Here is a 15506-nt window from a genome sequence, read left to right on the forward strand (position 1 = left end):
ATCCTCTCAGACCAGTTACGGATCGTCGCCTTGGTGAGCCATTACCTCACCAACTAGCTAATCCGACCTAGGCTCATCTGATAGCGCAAGGCCCGAAGGTCCCCTGCTTTCTCCCGTAGGACGTATGCGGTATTAGCGTCCGTTTCCGAGCGTTATCCCCCACTACCAGGCAGATTCCTAGGCATTACTCACCCGTCCGCCGCTCTCAAGAGGTGCAAGCACCTCTCTACCGCTCGACTTGCATGTGTTAGGCCTGCCGCCAGCGTTCAATCTGAGCCATGATCAAACTCTTCAGTTCAAACATCTTTGGGTTTTGAGAAAACCCTAAACTTGGCTCAGCAATCGTTGGTTACATCTTTGATTTCTCGCGGAGTAACTTGTGATGCTGATAATCTGTTGACTAGCAGTCTGACTCCACAAGCACCCACACGAATTGCTTGATTCAGTTGTTAAAGAGCGGTTGGTTAAGAGCTTTCGTCTCAACCGAGGCGCGCATTCTACAGCGCCCCGTGCATCTGTCAAGCGGTTATTTTCAGAAGTTTTCCAAGTTTCCTTTTCAACTTCAACCACTTGCGCTTCCGATCTCTCGTTAGCGGGAGGCGAATTCTACAGCGTTAATCGCTGCTGTCAACACCTCTTTTTCTCCGCTTTCGACCGAGAAGATCGAACCGTTAAAAGAGCTACACATCACTGCTCTTTTAACTCCCTCCAGGCTTCGATGATCTGAAGCAGGCCGCTGTCGAAAACTGCGTAACTCTTTGAATCTCAAAGAGTTTTCCGTTTCGACTGCGCCGGAAGTGGGGCGAATTATAGACCTCTGGAATCTGCCGTCAACCGTTAATTTCGCCTTTTTTTCAATAACTTGCAGATTGGCCAAAAAACAGCCAAATCATCTGTAAATCAAAGACGCCCTCTATATATAGAAGGAAAACTCAAAGCACCCCTTCTTCCTTAAGAACAGCCACCGCACTTGCCCCCAGCCCCAACACCCGCTGCAAAACCTCCAGCGTGTGCTCGCCCAATAAAGGAGGTGCACGGTGATACTCGACAGGAGTCTCCGACAAACGAATCGGACTAGCCACTTGAGGCACGATCCCGGCCAACGCATGCGGTAGCTCTATAGCCAGACCCCGCGCCTTCACTTGCGGATCTTCAAACACCTGAGACAGATCATTGATCGGCCCACAGGGCACGCCAGCCTGCTCCAGCTGAGCGACCCACTCGGCCGTCGTCTTGAACACCGTCACCTGACGAATCAACGGAATCAACAATGCCCGATTCGCCACCCGCTGCTTGTTCGTCACGAAGCGTGGATCATCCGCCCACTGCGGTTGCCCAGCGACTTCGGCGAACTTGCGGAACTGCCCGTCATTACCCACGGTAAGGATGAAGTCGCCATCCGCCGTAGGAAAGTCCTGATAAGGCACAATGTTGGGATGCGCATTACCCAGACGTTTAGGAGCATTGCCCGTAGTCAGGTAGTTCATGGCCTGGTTGGCCAGACAAGCGACTTGCACATCCAGCAGCGCCATATCGATGTGCTGGCCTCCACCATCGTGATCGCGATGAGCCAGTGCAGCCAGAATCGCCACCGTGGAATACAGGCCGGTGAGAATATCCGTCAGCGCCACACCTACCTTCACCGGACCGGCACCTTCATCTCCTTCGGGCCGGCCGGTCAGACTCATCAAACCGCCCAGCCCCTGGATCATGAAGTCATAGCCTGCGCGCTTGGCGTAAGGCCCGGTCTGTCCGAAGCCGGTGATGGAGCAATAGATGAGATTGGGGTTGAGCGCTTTCAGCGACTCATAGTCCAAACCATAGGCAGCCAGGCCGCCAACCTTGAAGTTCTCGATGAGAATATCCGACTTCGCTGCCAGTTCCCGAACCAGCTTCTGCCCTGCCGGTCGCGTGAAGTCGATGGTCACCGATTGTTTGTTACGGTTGGCCGACAGGTAATAAGCCGCTTCACTGGTATTTTCACCATAAGCATCTTTAAGGAAGGGCGGCCCCCAGGCGCGGGTGTCGTCACCATTGCCCGGGCGCTCGACTTTGATCACCTCGGCGCCCAGGTCGGCAAGGATCTGTCCGGCCCACGGCCCGGCCAGCACTCGTGATAAATCCAGTACCCGCAGATGCGACAGCGCGCCCATGGTCCGCTCCCCTGTTAATAGAACGCCTGCAGACCGGTTTGCGCACGACCCAGGATCAGCGCGTGAACGTCGTGGGTACCTTCGTAGGTGTTCACCACTTCCAGGTTGACTAGGTGTCGAGCCACGCCAAACTCATCGGAGATGCCATTGCCACCGAGCATGTCGCGCGCCATCCGCGCGATGTCCAACGACTTGCCGCAGGAGTTGCGCTTCATGATCGAAGTGATTTCGACTGCAGCCGTGCCTTCGTCCTTCATGCGCCCCAGCCGCAGGCAGCCTTGCAGCGCGAGCGTGATCTCGGTCTGCATATCGGCGAGTTTCTTCTGCACCAGTTGAGTCGCAGCCAACGGCCGACCGAATTGCTGGCGGTCCAGAGTGTATTGACGCGCGGTGTGCCAGCAGAACTCGGCGGCGCCCAGCGCGCCCCAGGAAATGCCGTAGCGTGCGGAGTTGAGACAGGTGAACGGACCTTTCAGACCACGCACGTCCGGGAAGATGTTTTCTTCCGGCACGAACACGTTGTCCATGACGATCTCGCCGGTAATCGAAGCACGCAAGCCAACCTTGCCGTGAATCGCCGGAGCGCTGAGACCCTTCCAGCCTTTCTCCAGAACGAAGCCACGGATGTCGCCGGCGTCATCCTTGGCCCAGACCACAAATACGTCAGCGATCGGGCTGTTGGTGATCCACATCTTCGCGCCGGTCAGGCTGTAGCCGCCATCGACCTTACGCGCCCGGGTGATCATCGCACCCGGGTCGGAACCGTGGTTCGGCTCGGTCAGACCGAAGCAACCGATCCATTCGCCGGAAGCCAGTTTCGGCAAGTACTTCTGTTTCTGCGATTCGGTACCGAATTCGTTGATCGGCACCATCACCAGCGAGGACTGCACACTCATCATCGAGCGATAGCCAGAGTCGACGCGCTCCACCTCACGGGCAATCAGGCCGTAACTGACATAGTTCAGACCGCTGCCACCGTACTGCTCGGGAATGGTCGCGCCGAGCAGGCCGACTTCGCCCATCTCGCGGAAGATTGCCGGATCAGTCTTTTCATGACGGAAAGCCTCGAGCACACGTGGCGCCAGGCTCTGCTGAGCGAATTGTGCGGCGGTGTCGCGGATCATCCGCTCTTCCTCAGTGAGCTGTTGATCCAGCAGCAGGGGATCGATCCAGTTGAAGCTAGCTTTACCGCCCATGAGTGTGTCCTCGCAAATCGGCTGAATTAACGTGGCATTGATCCTAGGCGTAGCTCGCCAACGGGGCAAACGAGGATTTCGCATTCTGCTGTGCTAATTTCTCACTCCGAAACGTCGCGAAATGCCATTTACGCGGCGTATTAGTGAGGTTGACGTACATGCGCAGGAAGATACCCAGTACCACCGCCCTGATCAGCTTCGAAGCCGCCGCCCGCCACGAGAGTTTTACCCGCGCAGCCGAAGAACTTTCCCTCACCCAGGGGGCCATTTGCCGACAGATCGCCAGCCTTGAAGACTTCCTCAGCGTGGAACTGTTCCGACGCTCGCGACGCGGGGTGAAACTGACCGAGGCGGGTCTTTCCTACAGCCGTCGGGTCGCGACTCAGCTCGATGCAGTGGAGCGCGACACTCTCTCGGTCATGGGCCAGCAAGGCACCAACGTCATCGAGCTCGCCGTCGTCCCGACCTTCGGCACGCAATGGCTGCTGCCACGACTCAAGGACTTCCAGCTCAAGCATCCGGAAGTGACCGTCAACCTGACCAACCGCACGCGGCCCTTTCTGTTTGCCGACACCGAATTCGATGCCGCGATCTATTTCGGCGATGCTGATTGGTCGGGTACCGAATCCCACAGGTTGATGGGCGAAAATCCGATGCCGGTTTGCAGCCCCGCCCTACTTGGCAATCGCAAGCAGCTGCCAGCTGCAGCCATCGCTGAATTACCGCTGCTGCAGCAAACCACGCGACCATACGCCTGGCGGCAGTGGTTCAACTCGCAGCAGCTGAATATCCCCCGCGACATGACAGGCCCACGCTACGAGCTATTTTCCATGCTTGCTCAAGCAGCCATGCACGACATGGGCGTCGCGCTGATTCCACCGTTTCTGATCCAGCGCGAGCTGGCCGAGAAACGTTTGGTGGTTGCCAACCCTCAAGCGCTCTCCAGCATCAAGGCCTATTACCTGATGATTCCGGAGCGAAAGGTCGAATCGGCATCGCTGAAGGCATTTCGTGACTGGCTGGTAAATCAGGCGCGCAGCTACAGCCCAGAAGAATAAAGGCATCCATCAATACTTAACCTCGTAGTCAGAAAAAACAAAGCCCTACAGATATAACTATTTGTCGCTTTTCAACCAACTGTATCCGAAAGTTGTACAGACGTCCCACAAGCTGCCAACGACGTGGCTTTGAGCCGCTACAGGCGACTCATTACTGCCTATTCACGCCACCGATGCGAAATTATTTCAAATTCAGCCAAAATCCTTGCAGGGCATGGCTTGCAAGGGATTCATCTGGCCATCTGCGACATTCGGTCACGGCATGACTTGTAGTTAATTTTCCGTCACCCGTCATAATCCCTTGAAGGGCATAAAGTTCGCCTGCAAAATGCCGCGCCCCGCCCTGATTCGGCGGGATCGTGCTGATCGGCCGCCCCAGTCGCACCATCCGCAGTGCATGGGTTTACTCAATAAGATCACGCAGGAGATTTGACGTGCACATTGGTGTTCCTCTCGAAACCCAGACCGGTGAAACACGGGTTGCTGCAACCCCGGAAACCATCAAGAAGCTGATCAGCCAAGGCCATAAGGTCACTGTGCAAAGCGGCGCCGGCATCAAAGCCAGTGTCGTTGACAGCGCTTACCAAGCGGCCGGCGCAAACATTGGCAGCGCCAATGACGCGTTTGGCGCCGAGCTGATTCTCAAAGTGGTCGCACCAAGCGATACCGAACTGACGCTGATCAAGCGCGGTACGGTGCTGGTGGGCATGCTCAACCCGTTCAACAACGAGACCATCGCAAAGATGGCCGAGTGCGGCATTACCGCGTTCGCCCTCGAAGCGGCGCCGCGCACCTCGCGCGCGCAGAGTCTCGATGTGTTGTCGTCGCAGGCGAACATCGCTGGCTACAAAGCGGTATTGCTGGCCGCTCACTACTATCCGCGCTTCATGCCGATGCTGATGACCGCCGCGGGCACCGTAAAAGCGGCGCGCGTGCTGATTCTCGGTGCGGGGGTGGCCGGTCTGCAGGCGATCGCCACGGCCAAACGTCTGGGTGCGGTCATCGAAGCGTCCGACGTGCGTCCAGCGGTGAAGGAACAGATCGAATCCCTCGGCGCGAAGTTCGTCGACGTGCCTTACGAGACCGATGAAGAACGCGAATGCGCCGTCGGCGTCGGTGGCTACGCGCGACCAATGCCGGCAAGCTGGATGCAGCGTCAGGCCCAGGCAGTGCACGAGCGCGCCAAGCAGGCTGATATTGTCATCACCACCGCGCTGATTCCGGGCCGCAAGGCGCCGACGCTGCTCAGCGCCGAGACCGTGGCGCAGATGAAACCGGGCTCGGTGGTCATCGACCTCGCCGCCGCTCAGGGTGGCAACTGCCCGCTGACCGTCGCCGATCAGGTCGTGATCGAGAACGGCGTGACCATTGTCGGCCCGACCAACCTCGCCGGTGAAGTCGCAGCAGATGCGTCGGCGCTGTACGCCCGCAATCTGCTGGACTTCCTCAAGCTGGTGTTCACCAAGGAAGGCCAGTTCGACGTCAACCTCGAAGACGACATCGTCGCCGCGTGCCTGATGTGCCGCGACGGCCAAGTCATCCGCAAAAACGCCTAAGCAGGGATTCAGACGATGGAAGAGCTTATCTCCCCCGGTATCTACAACCTGATCATCTTCGTGCTGGCGATTTATGTCGGTTACCACGTGGTCTGGAACGTCACACCCGCGCTGCACACGCCGCTGATGGCGGTGACCAACGCCATTTCCGCGATCGTGATCGTCGGCGCCATGCTCGCCGCCGCGCTGACCGTAACACCGCTGGGCAAGACCATGGGCACGCTGGCCGTGGCACTGGCGGCGGTCAATGTGTTCGGTGGCTTCCTGGTCACCCGTCGCATGCTTGAGATGTTCAAGAAGAAAGCCCCGAAAGCAAAAGAAGAGGCGCCGAAGCAATGAGCATGAATCTCGTCACGACGCTCTACCTGATCGCGTCGGTCTGTTTTATCCAGGCCCTCAAAGGCCTGTCGCACCCGACCACTTCGCGGCGCGGCAATCTGTTCGGCATGCTCGGCATGGCGCTGGCCATCATCACCACGGTCGGCCTGATTTATAAACTGGGGGCTGAGCTTGCTACAGCCGGTATCGGTTACGTCATCGTCGGTTTGCTGGTCGGCGGCACTGCCGGCTCGATCATGGCCAAGCGCGTTGAAATGACCAAGATGCCGGAGCTGGTGGCGTTCATGCACAGCATGATCGGCCTCGCGGCAGTGTTCATTGCCATCGCAGCAGTGGTCGAGCCGCAATCGCTGGGTATCGTTAAACAGCTGGGCGATGCGATCCCGGCGGGCAACCGCCTGGAGCTGTTCCTCGGTGCCGCCATCGGTGCAATCACTTTCTCCGGTTCGGTAATTGCCTTCGGCAAGCTTTCGGGCAAGTACAAGTTCCGCCTGTTCCAAGGCGCACCGGTACAGTTCGGCGGCCAGCACAAGCTCAATGCGATTCTGGGTCTGGCTACGCTGGTTCTCGGCCTGACCTTCATGTTCACCGGCAACCTCACTGCGTTCGCGCTGATGCTGGCGCTGGCGTTCGTCCTGGGCGTGCTGATCATCATCCCGATCGGCGGTGCCGACATGCCGGTGGTGGTGTCGATGCTCAACAGCTACTCGGGCTGGGCGGCGGCGGGGATCGGTTTCTCGCTGAACAACTCGATGCTGATCATTGCCGGTTCCCTGGTGGGTTCGAGCGGTGCGATCCTCTCGTACATCATGTGCAAGGCGATGAACCGTTCCTTCTTTAATGTACTGCTCGGCGGTTTCGGCAACACCGCCGACGCTGGCCCGGCCGGTGCGAAAGAAGCTCGCCCGGTGAAATCCGGCTCGGCTGACGACGCGACCTTCCTGCTGACCAACGCCGACACCGTGATCATCGTGCCGGGCTATGGTCTGGCGGTGGCCCGCGCTCAACATGCGCTGAAGGAACTGACCGAGAAGCTGACCCACCGTGGTGTGACTGTGAAGTACGCGATCCACCCGGTGGCGGGGCGGATGCCCGGGCACATGAACGTTCTGCTGGCCGAGGCCGAGGTGCCTTACGACCAGGTATTCGAGATGGAAGACATCAACTCCGAATTCGGTCAGGCCGACGTGGTGTTGGTGCTCGGCGCGAACGACGTAGTCAACCCGGCCGCGAAGAACGATCCGAAATCGCCGATTGCCGGCATGCCGATTCTCGAGGCGTTCAAGGCCAAGACCATCATCGTCAACAAGCGCTCGATGGCCAGCGGCTATGCCGGTCTGGACAATGAACTGTTCTATCTGGACAAGACCATGATGGTCTTCGGCGACGCGAAGAAAGTCATCGAAGACATGGTCAAAGCCGTCGAGTAACTCAGCGCTGCCACAACGAACGCCCCGACTTGTCGGGGCGTTTTTGTTTGCAAGGGCACTGGACAATTTGCCGCGTTGTTGCAGATCCGGTAACGGTGTTTTACTTCAAACCCGCGAAATAGACGCCTCGTTTGCGACCTTGGTAGCGGGACAGGCGTCGTTCAAATTCACTAGACTGCGCATCCTGCTACTCGTTGCCCGAGATAATAATCCATGTACCGTGACCGTATTCGCCTGCCTTCGTTGTTGGACAAAGTGATGAGCGCTGCCGACGCCGCTGCCCTGATTGAGGACGGCATGACCGTCGGCATGAGCGGTTTCACCCGCGCCGGCGAAGCCAAGGCAGTTCCCCACGCACTGGCCGAGCGGGCCAAGGTCACACCGCTGAAGATCAGTCTGATGACCGGCGCCAGCCTGGGCAACGACCTCGACAAGCAATTGACCGAGGCCGGCGTGCTGTCGCGGCGCATGCCGTTTCAGGTCGACAGTACGTTGCGCAAGGCGATCAACGCTGGCGAAGTGATGTTCATCGACCAGCACCTCTCGGAGACCGTCGAGCAGCTGCGCAACCAGCAGTTGAAGCTGCCGGACATCGCCGTCATCGAGGCAGTAGCCATTACCGAACAAGGCCATATCGTGCCGACCACGTCGGTGGGCAACTCGGCAAGTTTCGCGATTTTCGCCAAGCAAGTGATTGTCGAGATCAACCTGGCGCACAACGCCAACCTCGAAGGCCTGCACGACATCTATATTCCGACGTACCGCCCGACGCGTACGCCAATCCCGCTGGTGAAAGTCGACGATCGCATCGGCAGCACGGCGATTCCGATTCCGCCAGAGAAGATCGTTGCGATTGTCATTACCCAGCAGTCGGACTCGCCGTCCACGGTATCGGTGCCGGACGTCGATACCAACGCCATCGCTGAACACCTGATCACCTTTTTCAAGCAGGAAGTCGCTGCCGGGCGCATGACCAACAAACTTGGCCCGCTGCAGGCCGGGATCGGCAATATTGCCAATGCGGTGATGTGCGGCTTGATCGATTCGCCCTTCGAAGACCTGACCATGTACTCCGAAGTGCTGCAGGATTCGACCTTCGACCTGATCGATGCCGGCAAGCTCAGCTTCGCCTCTGGCAGTTCGATCACCCTGTCCGAACGGCGTAACAGCGATGTGTTCGGCAATCTGGAGAAGTACAAGGACAAACTGATTTTGCGCCCGCAGGAAATCTCCAACCATCCGGAAGTGGTGCGGCGTCTGGGCATCATCGGCATTAACACGGCGCTGGAATTCGACATTTACGGCAACGTCAATTCCACTCACGTTTGCGGTACGCGAATGATGAATGGCATTGGTGGCTCCGGCGACTTTGCGCGCAATGCGCATCTGGCGGTGTTCGTGACCAAATCGATCGCCAAGGGCGGCGCGATTTCCAGTGTGGTGCCGATGGTCAGCCACGTTGACCACACCGAACATGACGTCGACATTCTGGTGACCGAGGTCGGACTGGCCGATTTGCGTGGCCTGGCGCCACGGGAGCGCGCGCGGGTGATTATCGACAACTGTGTGCACCCGGACTTTCGCCAGGCACTGAATGATTACTTCAACGCCGCTTGCGCCGTTGGCGGTCACACCCCGCATATTCTGCGGGACGCCCTGAGCTGGCATATGAACCTGGAAGAAACCGGGCGCATGCTGGCGGTGTGATTCGCACAGATGAACCGCTGGCGCAGATGCAGATTGCGCCAGCGGAGCTTGCCTATTCAACTAACCATCAAAAACTGTACTGCTGTACTGGTCTTTTCCTACAGCAATTACCTACCCATCACCTCGAAACAAGCGAAAATGCACTACTTAGGTGCAGACAGGTACAGTTTGCCCAATTTAGACCCATACACCCCGCATAAACAGTTAACTGGTCACTCACATTACAGTTGAACTGTATCTACAGAGGCTAGGCAAACGAGAGGATCATGGGCACCAGTCAAACCACTACCTGATCCCGCCACAAGCGGAAGGATGTCAACCATGGAACGTACACTCAGTTCCGAACTGTTCTTCGAAGACAAAGCTGCAAACACCCAGGCTTCCCTGCCTCTGCGCGTCATTGCCAACCTGATGTTGTGGCAGCGCCGCATTTCCAGCCGCCATCAACTGGCCCGTCTGGATTCGCGTCTGCTGGCTGACGCCGGTATCAGCGAAGCACAACGCTACGAAGAGCTGAGCAAGCCATTCTGGCGCTAATCAGCGTCGCTGGCTCCGGTCGCTAGACCCACCGCCAGCACCCGAATTGAATAAACCAGACCCGCCGTGGGAAACCACGGCGGGTCTTGTCGTTTGAGGCCATACAAGCGTCTGAAATGGGGTTTTGACCACTAATGGGTACAGTTTTAGATTTATCATCAGACAACCAATACAGTTACGAAAATCAGGCTCAGTAACCGTTGCCACCACTGGGCGAACCGCAATGGGCAGCCTAATATCCATCAAGAACGTGGCGAACGTTAAGCAACGGGCGTCTGACTCCTCAGATACCGAGCCACCTCTCACTACGGTTTATCCAAAGGAGTTACATCATGACCCGTCTCCGTCTGCTCAGTGCCGCCGCCCTGCTGGCCGTGGCTGCCAATGCCAGCGCTACCAGCTTCATCGTGACAACCGACTCGATAGTCGGCGCGCTGAAAGCTTCTTCCGACGCCACTTCCGATGTGACCTCCTCGTTCCGTGACGACAAAATCGTGCTCGCCGCCCGCGATGACGCCGCCAGCTTCGTTGCCAGCAAAGGCGATATCCGTGGTGTGAAACTGGAAAGCGCGCTCGATCACATCCGCCATCAGGCGCCACAACTCAATGCCACGGACGCCCAATTGGCTCAAGCCATTCTGACGCTCTGATCGTCTGCTGCATCGCGGGACACGCCAGCCGTGTCCCGATGTTTCAACGCTGGCTCTGGCCCGGGCATTTGCGCTAGCCTTCAGGCTGGTTAACAGTTGTCGAGTCCCATGCGCTTTCTTCCAAATCTGCTCATCTGTTCTACTTTATTCAGTGCCTGCTGGGCGATGTCTGCCAACGCCTTCGACGCTTTCAACGCGTCGACGCAAGGCACGGTTGTCAGCGGTTACGCCACCAGCATGGTGTCTTCTGCGCCGTTCGACCGTAAACTGCTGCTCGCCGCCCATGATGACGCGGCCGCCTTCGTTGCCAGCGACGGTGAATGGCGCGGCGCACGGCTGGAATCGGCGCTGCATTACCTGCGCAAAACCAGGCCAAAACATCATGCCAGCGACCTTGAACTGGCAGAGGCAATTCTCGTCCAATAGTTATCCTTTTCCTTCCGGAGTCGTTCCATGCGTAGCCCGCTGATTGCTGCCGCCCTTGGCCTGTTTGTGTTGGCCGATGTGGCCCAGGCGCACACCCTGGTAGCCACCAGTAACATCATCGTTCGTGCCTCCCAGCGCACCATCGATTTCACCTCCGATACCACTACGTCGATTCGCGATTCGAAAATCATCCGCGAAGCCCACGACGACGCCGCCAGTTTCGTCGCCAGCAACGGCGACATTCGTGGCGCACACCTCGAAGCCGCCCTCAATACCCTGCGCACTCGCGTGCCGGAAGCACGCGACGCCAGCGATCAGGTACTCGCCGAAGCCATCCTCGCACTGTGAGGTCAATTGGCGCCTGGCTGCTGGCCGGGGCGTTGTTGCTGCTTGGCAACAGCGCCCACGCCGGCCTGCAATTGCGGCTCAAGACCGACGGCCTGAGCCCGGCTCAACAACAGGCCAGTCAGGCGCTGATCGATGAGGCCATGCAGAAATTGCCGCCGAGCTTCATCGAGCGGCTGGATCGGCGCATCGATGTCGGCTGGACCGACGACATGCCCGGCAACGCATACGGTCAGGCCACACTGGTTGCCGAGCTTGATCTGAACCGCAAGTTGCTGCCCGGCCTCACCGATGGCAGCGCAGCGAAAGAGAAAACCAATCGCCCCCACGGCACTGGGCGTCAGGAACTGCTCGCCACGGTGTTGCATGAAATCACCCATATCTACGACCGCGCGCGTTTGTGGCCAAGCGCCGAGCGCACAGTGATCCAACGTTGCACCCGACGCTTCAACAGCGCCGGGCTGATCGGCATTCCCGATGAGTGTCGTGGGCAGAACGGCCGGCGCTTCACCATCAGCGACGACCCGCGTCTGCTTGATCTGGCAGGTTGGCAGCAATACGTCGGGCGCCGTGGCGAACGTGAACAACACAATCGCCAGATCGCGCGCAGCCCCGATCTTTACGAGATCTCCAGCCCCAAGGAATTCGTCGCGGTCAACATGGAGTACTTCCTCCTCGACCCGAGCTACGCCTGCCGCCGCCCGGCGCTGTATCGCTATTTCAAGGAGCACTTCGGCTGGACGCCGTCGGCGCAGGACACCTGCAGCAAGAGCTTCGCCTTTCTGAATGCAGGCAATGATTTTGCCAAACAGCCGTTGGGACACGTTGATCCGGAACGTGTCTACGCCGTCGATTACCTGCTGGCCGAGGCGAATCAGAATTGGGTCAGCCGCTGGGGCCACAGCATGTTGCGCCTGGTGATCTGCGCTCCCGGTCGTCCGCGCGGCCCGGATTGCCGCCTCGATCTCGATCAACATCTGGTGTTGTCCTATCGCGCCTTTGTCGGCGACGTTCAGTTGTCGAGCTGGGACGGGCTGGTTGGCAAATACCCGTCGCGGCTGTTCGTGTTGCCGCTGGCGCAGGTGATCGACGAATACACCAAGACCGAATTGCGCAGCCTTGCTTCAGTGCCGCTGAACCTGTCGCGCGAGGAAATCGAAGGCGTGGTCGAACATGCCGCCGAGATGCACTGGAGCTATGACGGCAACTATTTCTTTCTCTCCAACAACTGCGCGGTGGAAGGCCTGAAACTGTTGCGCAGCGGCAGCAACAACAGCCAGTTGGTCGGCCTCGACAGCATCATGCCCAACGGTTTGCTGGAAGTGCTCAAGGGCCGCGGTCTGGCCGACACCAGCGTGCTCGATGATCCGAAAGAAGCGTTGCGCCTGGGTTATCGTTTCGACTCGTTCCGCGACCGCTATCAAGCGATGTTCGATGTGCTGAAAAAGCAGTTGCCAATCAAACAGACCACGGTCGAAGAGTGGCTGTCACTCACTGCGCAAGAGCGCCGCGAGTGGTTCGATCGCGCTGACCTGCGCACCAGTGCGGCGCTGTTGCTGCTGGAGCAAGCCAGTTTCCGTCGTCAGTTGCTGCTGGCGCAGGACGAGGTCAAACAGCGCTACCTCGGCGCCCGCGAACTGGAAAATGGCGGCATGGACAAAGCCAACGCGACGTTGCAGGAAATTCTCGCCAACAGCGGCTTCCTCAGCCGGCCGGCGGAACTGCTCGATTCCAGAGGCTACGGATTGCCACAGCCGAGCGAATTCGGCCGGCTGGAAGCGGAGAGCAGTCAGCGGCAGAAGAAGCTGCTGGCCCTGTCCGGCGACCTCGATACTGAAGTGCGCAAGCTGCTCGAACCCGAGCGCGCAGCCGAGATTGCTGCCAGCGAGGCCAATGTGAAGCAGATTGGCGAGCATCTGCGCAAACTGCACAAGGCCTCGGGCGGACTGCAACTGCCCTGACCACAAAAAAAGGCTTCAGAACCTCTGTTCTGAAGCCTTTTTTATTTTCCCTTCGGGCCTTAACCGCGAGCCTTGCGCACGCCCTGCGACAGCGCTGAACACAGACTCAACACGCCATCGATTGCCTGCTCAGGCGTATTGGCACTGGCGATGTGATCGATCAACGCCGAGCCCACCACCACACCGTCAGCCAGCCGCGCGATTGCCGCGGCCTGCTCCGGCGTACGAATACCGAAACCGATGCTGATCGGCAGATCGGTATGCCGACGCAGACGCGCCACCGCCTCTTCCACATGTTCCAGTGTCGCCGCACCGGCACCGGTCACACCGGCCACCGACACGTAATACACGAACCCGGAACTGCCGTTGAGTACGCGCGGCAGACGCGCGTCGTCGGTCGTCGGTGTGGTCAGGCGAATGAAATCCAGACCGGCAGCCTGCGCCGGGTCGCACAGCTCTTCGTTGTGCTCCGGCGGCATGTCGACCACGATCAGGCCGTCGACGCCGGCCTCCTTGGCTTCGGCGATAAAGCGCTCGACACCAAATTTGTGGATCGGGTTGAAGTAGCCCATGAGCACTAAAGGCGTGTCGCTGTTGCCTTTACGGAATTCGCGAACCATTTGCAGGGTTTTCGCCAGATTCTGTTTGGCAGCCAGCGCACGGATGTTGGCCAACTGGATCGCCGGGCCATCGGCCATAGGATCGGTGAACGGCATGCCCAGTTCGATCACGTCGGCGCCAGCAGCCGGCAGGCCTTTGAGGATCGCCAGCGAAGTGTCGTAGTCAGGATCGCCGGCGGTCACGAAAGTCACCAGCGCTGCGCGATTCTGTTGCTTGAGGTCGGCAAAACGGCTTTGCAGGCGGCTCATCAGTGTTTCTCCTGCTGCGACTGTTGCATATGGTGCATTACGGTTTGCATGTCCTTGTCGCCACGGCCCGAGAGGTTGACCACCATCAAGTGATCCTTGGGCAGCTTCGGTGCGCGTTTGAAAACTTCGGCCAAGGCGTGGGCGCTTTCCAGGGCAGGAATGATACCTTCCAGACGGCAGCACTTATGGAACGCTTCAAGGGCTTCGTCGTCGGTCACCGAGGTGTACTGGACGCGGCCGATGTCATGCAACCAGGCGTGCTCAGGGCCGATACCCGGATAGTCGAGGCCGGCGGAAATCGAGTGAGCGTCGATGATCTGGCCATCGTCGTCCTGCAGCAGGAAGGTGCGGTTACCGTGCAGCACACCCGGAACGCCGCCGTTGAGGCTGGCCGCGTGCTTGCCGGTTTCGATGCCGTAACCTGCGGCTTCGACGCCGATGATCTCCACGCTCTTGTCATCGAGGAACGGGTGGAACAGACCCATGGCGTTGGAACCACCGCCGATGCATGCCACCAGGCTGTCCGGCAGACGACCTTCCTGCGCTTGCAACTGATCGCGGGTTTCCTTGCCGATCACGGCCTGGAAGTCGCGCACCATCGCCGGGTACGGGTGCGGGCCGGCCACGGTGCCAATCAGGTAGAAAGTGTTGTCGACGTTGGTTACCCAGTCACGCAGGGCTTCGTTCATCGCGTCCTTCAGGGTGCCGGTGCCGGCAACAACCGGAATCACTTCGGCGCCCAGCAGCTTCATGCGAAAGACGTTGGCCTGCTGACGCTCGATGTCGGTGGTGCCCATGTAAATCACGCAATCGAGGCCGAAACGCGCGGCAACGGTGGCAGTGGCCACGCCGTGCATGCCGGCACCGGTCTCGGCGATGATGCGCTTCTTGCCCATGCGCCGCGCCAGCAGGATCTGGCCTATGCAGTTGTTGATCTTGTGCGCGCCGGTGTGATTCAGCTCTTCACGCTTGAGGTAGATCTTGGCGCCGCCGCAGAACTCGGTCAGGCGTTCGGCGAAATACAGCGGGCTCGGACGTCCGACGTAGTCTCGCTGGAAGTAGGCCAATTCTTCCTTGAACGCCGGATCTTCCTTGGCCGCTTCGTATTCGCGGGCCAGGTCAAGAATCAGTGGCATCAGGGTTTCCGCTACATAACGGCCACCGAACGCGCCGAACAGGCCGTTGGCGTCAGGGCCGTTACGCAGATCGGAGGTGTTCGAAGTCTGGGTCATGGGTCGCTCTAGGTGAATTCGGTCAGAAGACAATGACGACCACTCTA

Annotated in this window: 14 protein-coding genes and 1 rRNA gene; 10 read left to right on the plus strand and 5 right to left on the minus strand. The window is 58.9% G+C overall.

From position 1 onward, the window contains the following. The 3 genes from VNV36_RS18505 to VNV36_RS18515 form a co-directional block, all read right to left on the minus strand. Nucleotides 1-298, minus strand: a 16S ribosomal RNA gene (locus tag VNV36_RS18505); the annotation flags it as partial. A gap of 634 nt (nt 299-932) precedes the next feature. Then, the gene (locus tag VNV36_RS18510; protein WP_325719222.1) at nt 933-2153 is read right to left on the minus strand and encodes a CaiB/BaiF CoA transferase family protein; all 1221 of its coding nucleotides are present in this window, start codon (nt 2151-2153) and stop codon (nt 933-935) included. 14 nt (nt 2154-2167) lie between these two features. Then, the gene (locus tag VNV36_RS18515) at nt 2168-3349 is read right to left on the minus strand and encodes an acyl-CoA dehydrogenase (RefSeq protein WP_325719224.1); all 1182 of its coding nucleotides are present in this window, start codon (nt 3347-3349) and stop codon (nt 2168-2170) included. 158 nt (nt 3350-3507) lie between these two features. Here VNV36_RS18515 and VNV36_RS18520 point away from each other — a divergent pair, with 158 nt between their 5' ends. From VNV36_RS18520 to VNV36_RS18565, 10 genes are all read left to right on the plus strand, one after another. Continuing rightward, complete coding sequence (locus VNV36_RS18520; RefSeq protein WP_325719226.1) at nt 3508-4407, plus strand: LysR family transcriptional regulator; 900 nt, start codon at nt 3508-3510, stop codon at nt 4405-4407. 434 nt (nt 4408-4841) lie between these two features. Further along, on the plus strand, nt 4842-5963 hold the full coding sequence (locus VNV36_RS18525; RefSeq protein WP_325719228.1) for a Re/Si-specific NAD(P)(+) transhydrogenase subunit alpha: 1122 nt from the start codon (nt 4842-4844) through the stop codon (nt 5961-5963). 15 nt (nt 5964-5978) lie between these two features. Continuing rightward, nucleotides 5979-6302 carry an NAD(P) transhydrogenase subunit alpha part 2 gene (locus tag VNV36_RS18530; RefSeq protein WP_325719230.1) on the plus strand — a complete coding sequence of 108 codons (324 nt, stop codon included), beginning with the start codon at nt 5979-5981 and terminating at the stop codon, nt 6300-6302. Next, nucleotides 6299-7732, plus strand: coding sequence for an NAD(P)(+) transhydrogenase (Re/Si-specific) subunit beta (locus VNV36_RS18535; RefSeq protein ID WP_325719232.1), 1434 nt, complete (start codon nt 6299-6301; stop codon nt 7730-7732). Before VNV36_RS18530 ends, VNV36_RS18535 begins: the two co-directional genes overlap by 4 nt. Before the next feature lie 213 nt (nt 7733-7945). Beyond that, nucleotides 7946-9439, plus strand: a complete 1494-nt coding sequence (gene scpC, locus VNV36_RS18540) for a succinyl-CoA:acetate CoA-transferase ScpC (protein ID WP_325719234.1) — start codon at nt 7946-7948, stop codon at nt 9437-9439. 321 nt (nt 9440-9760) lie between these two features. Then, nucleotides 9761-9976, plus strand: coding sequence for a DUF1127 domain-containing protein (locus tag VNV36_RS18545; protein WP_325719236.1), 216 nt, complete (start codon nt 9761-9763; stop codon nt 9974-9976). A gap of 332 nt (nt 9977-10308) precedes the next feature. Next, nucleotides 10309-10626 (plus strand): DUF2388 domain-containing protein, encoded by a 318-nt coding sequence (locus VNV36_RS18550; RefSeq protein ID WP_325719237.1) that lies wholly within the window; start codon nt 10309-10311, stop codon nt 10624-10626. Between the two features lie 108 nt (nt 10627-10734). After that, nucleotides 10735-11052, plus strand: a complete 318-nt coding sequence (locus VNV36_RS18555) for a DUF2388 domain-containing protein (protein WP_325719239.1) — start codon at nt 10735-10737, stop codon at nt 11050-11052. A 27-nt stretch (nt 11053-11079) separates the two neighbouring features. Further along, nucleotides 11080-11400, plus strand: coding sequence for a DUF2388 domain-containing protein (locus VNV36_RS18560; RefSeq protein ID WP_039757071.1), 321 nt, complete (start codon nt 11080-11082; stop codon nt 11398-11400). Further along, nucleotides 11397-13358: a DUF7844 domain-containing protein gene (locus tag VNV36_RS18565; protein WP_325719243.1), complete on the plus strand. Its 1962-nt coding sequence runs from the start codon at nt 11397-11399 to the stop codon at nt 13356-13358. Before VNV36_RS18560 ends, VNV36_RS18565 begins: the two co-directional genes overlap by 4 nt. A 59-nt stretch (nt 13359-13417) precedes the next feature. Here VNV36_RS18565 and trpA read toward each other — a convergent pair whose 3' ends face one another. Together trpA and trpB are read right to left on the minus strand one after the other, a co-directional pair. After that, on the minus strand, nt 13418-14227 hold the full coding sequence (gene trpA, locus VNV36_RS18570; RefSeq protein WP_325719245.1) for a tryptophan synthase subunit alpha: 810 nt from the start codon (nt 14225-14227) through the stop codon (nt 13418-13420). Then, nucleotides 14227-15459, minus strand: a complete 1233-nt coding sequence (gene trpB / locus VNV36_RS18575; RefSeq protein ID WP_016772302.1) for a tryptophan synthase subunit beta — start codon at nt 15457-15459, stop codon at nt 14227-14229. Before trpB ends, trpA begins: the two co-directional genes overlap by 1 nt. Nucleotides 15460-15506: the final 47 nt, after the last annotated feature.

It is taken from the genome of Pseudomonas sp. (assembly GCF_035554175.1).
Taxonomy (GTDB): domain Bacteria; phylum Pseudomonadota; class Gammaproteobacteria; order Pseudomonadales; family Pseudomonadaceae; genus Aquipseudomonas.

What these genes read in the sequence shown, in the direction of transcription:
- VNV36_RS18550 (WP_325719237.1), top strand. Translation starts at nt 10,309, where the DNA reads ATGACCCGTCTCCGTCTGCTCAGTGCCGCCGCCCTGCTGGCCGTGGCT.
- VNV36_RS18510 (WP_325719222.1), bottom strand. Translation starts at nt 2,153, where the DNA reads ATGGGCGCGCTGTCGCATCTGCGGGTACTGGATTTATCACGAGTGCTG.
- VNV36_RS18545 (WP_325719236.1), top strand. Translation starts at nt 9,761, where the DNA reads ATGGAACGTACACTCAGTTCCGAACTGTTCTTCGAAGACAAAGCTGCA.
- scpC (WP_325719234.1), top strand. Translation starts at nt 7,946, where the DNA reads ATGTACCGTGACCGTATTCGCCTGCCTTCGTTGTTGGACAAAGTGATG.
- VNV36_RS18530 (WP_325719230.1), top strand. Translation starts at nt 5,979, where the DNA reads ATGGAAGAGCTTATCTCCCCCGGTATCTACAACCTGATCATCTTCGTG.
- VNV36_RS18535 (WP_325719232.1), top strand. Translation starts at nt 6,299, where the DNA reads ATGAGCATGAATCTCGTCACGACGCTCTACCTGATCGCGTCGGTCTGT.
- trpA (WP_325719245.1), bottom strand. Translation starts at nt 14,227, where the DNA reads ATGAGCCGCCTGCAAAGCCGTTTTGCCGACCTCAAGCAACAGAATCGC.
- trpB (WP_016772302.1), bottom strand. Translation starts at nt 15,459, where the DNA reads ATGACCCAGACTTCGAACACCTCCGATCTGCGTAACGGCCCTGACGCC.
- VNV36_RS18515 (WP_325719224.1), bottom strand. Translation starts at nt 3,349, where the DNA reads ATGGGCGGTAAAGCTAGCTTCAACTGGATCGATCCCCTGCTGCTGGAT.
- VNV36_RS18520 (WP_325719226.1), top strand. Translation starts at nt 3,508, where the DNA reads ATGCGCAGGAAGATACCCAGTACCACCGCCCTGATCAGCTTCGAAGCC.
- VNV36_RS18555 (WP_325719239.1), top strand. Translation starts at nt 10,735, where the DNA reads ATGCGCTTTCTTCCAAATCTGCTCATCTGTTCTACTTTATTCAGTGCC.
- VNV36_RS18560 (WP_039757071.1), top strand. Translation starts at nt 11,080, where the DNA reads ATGCGTAGCCCGCTGATTGCTGCCGCCCTTGGCCTGTTTGTGTTGGCC.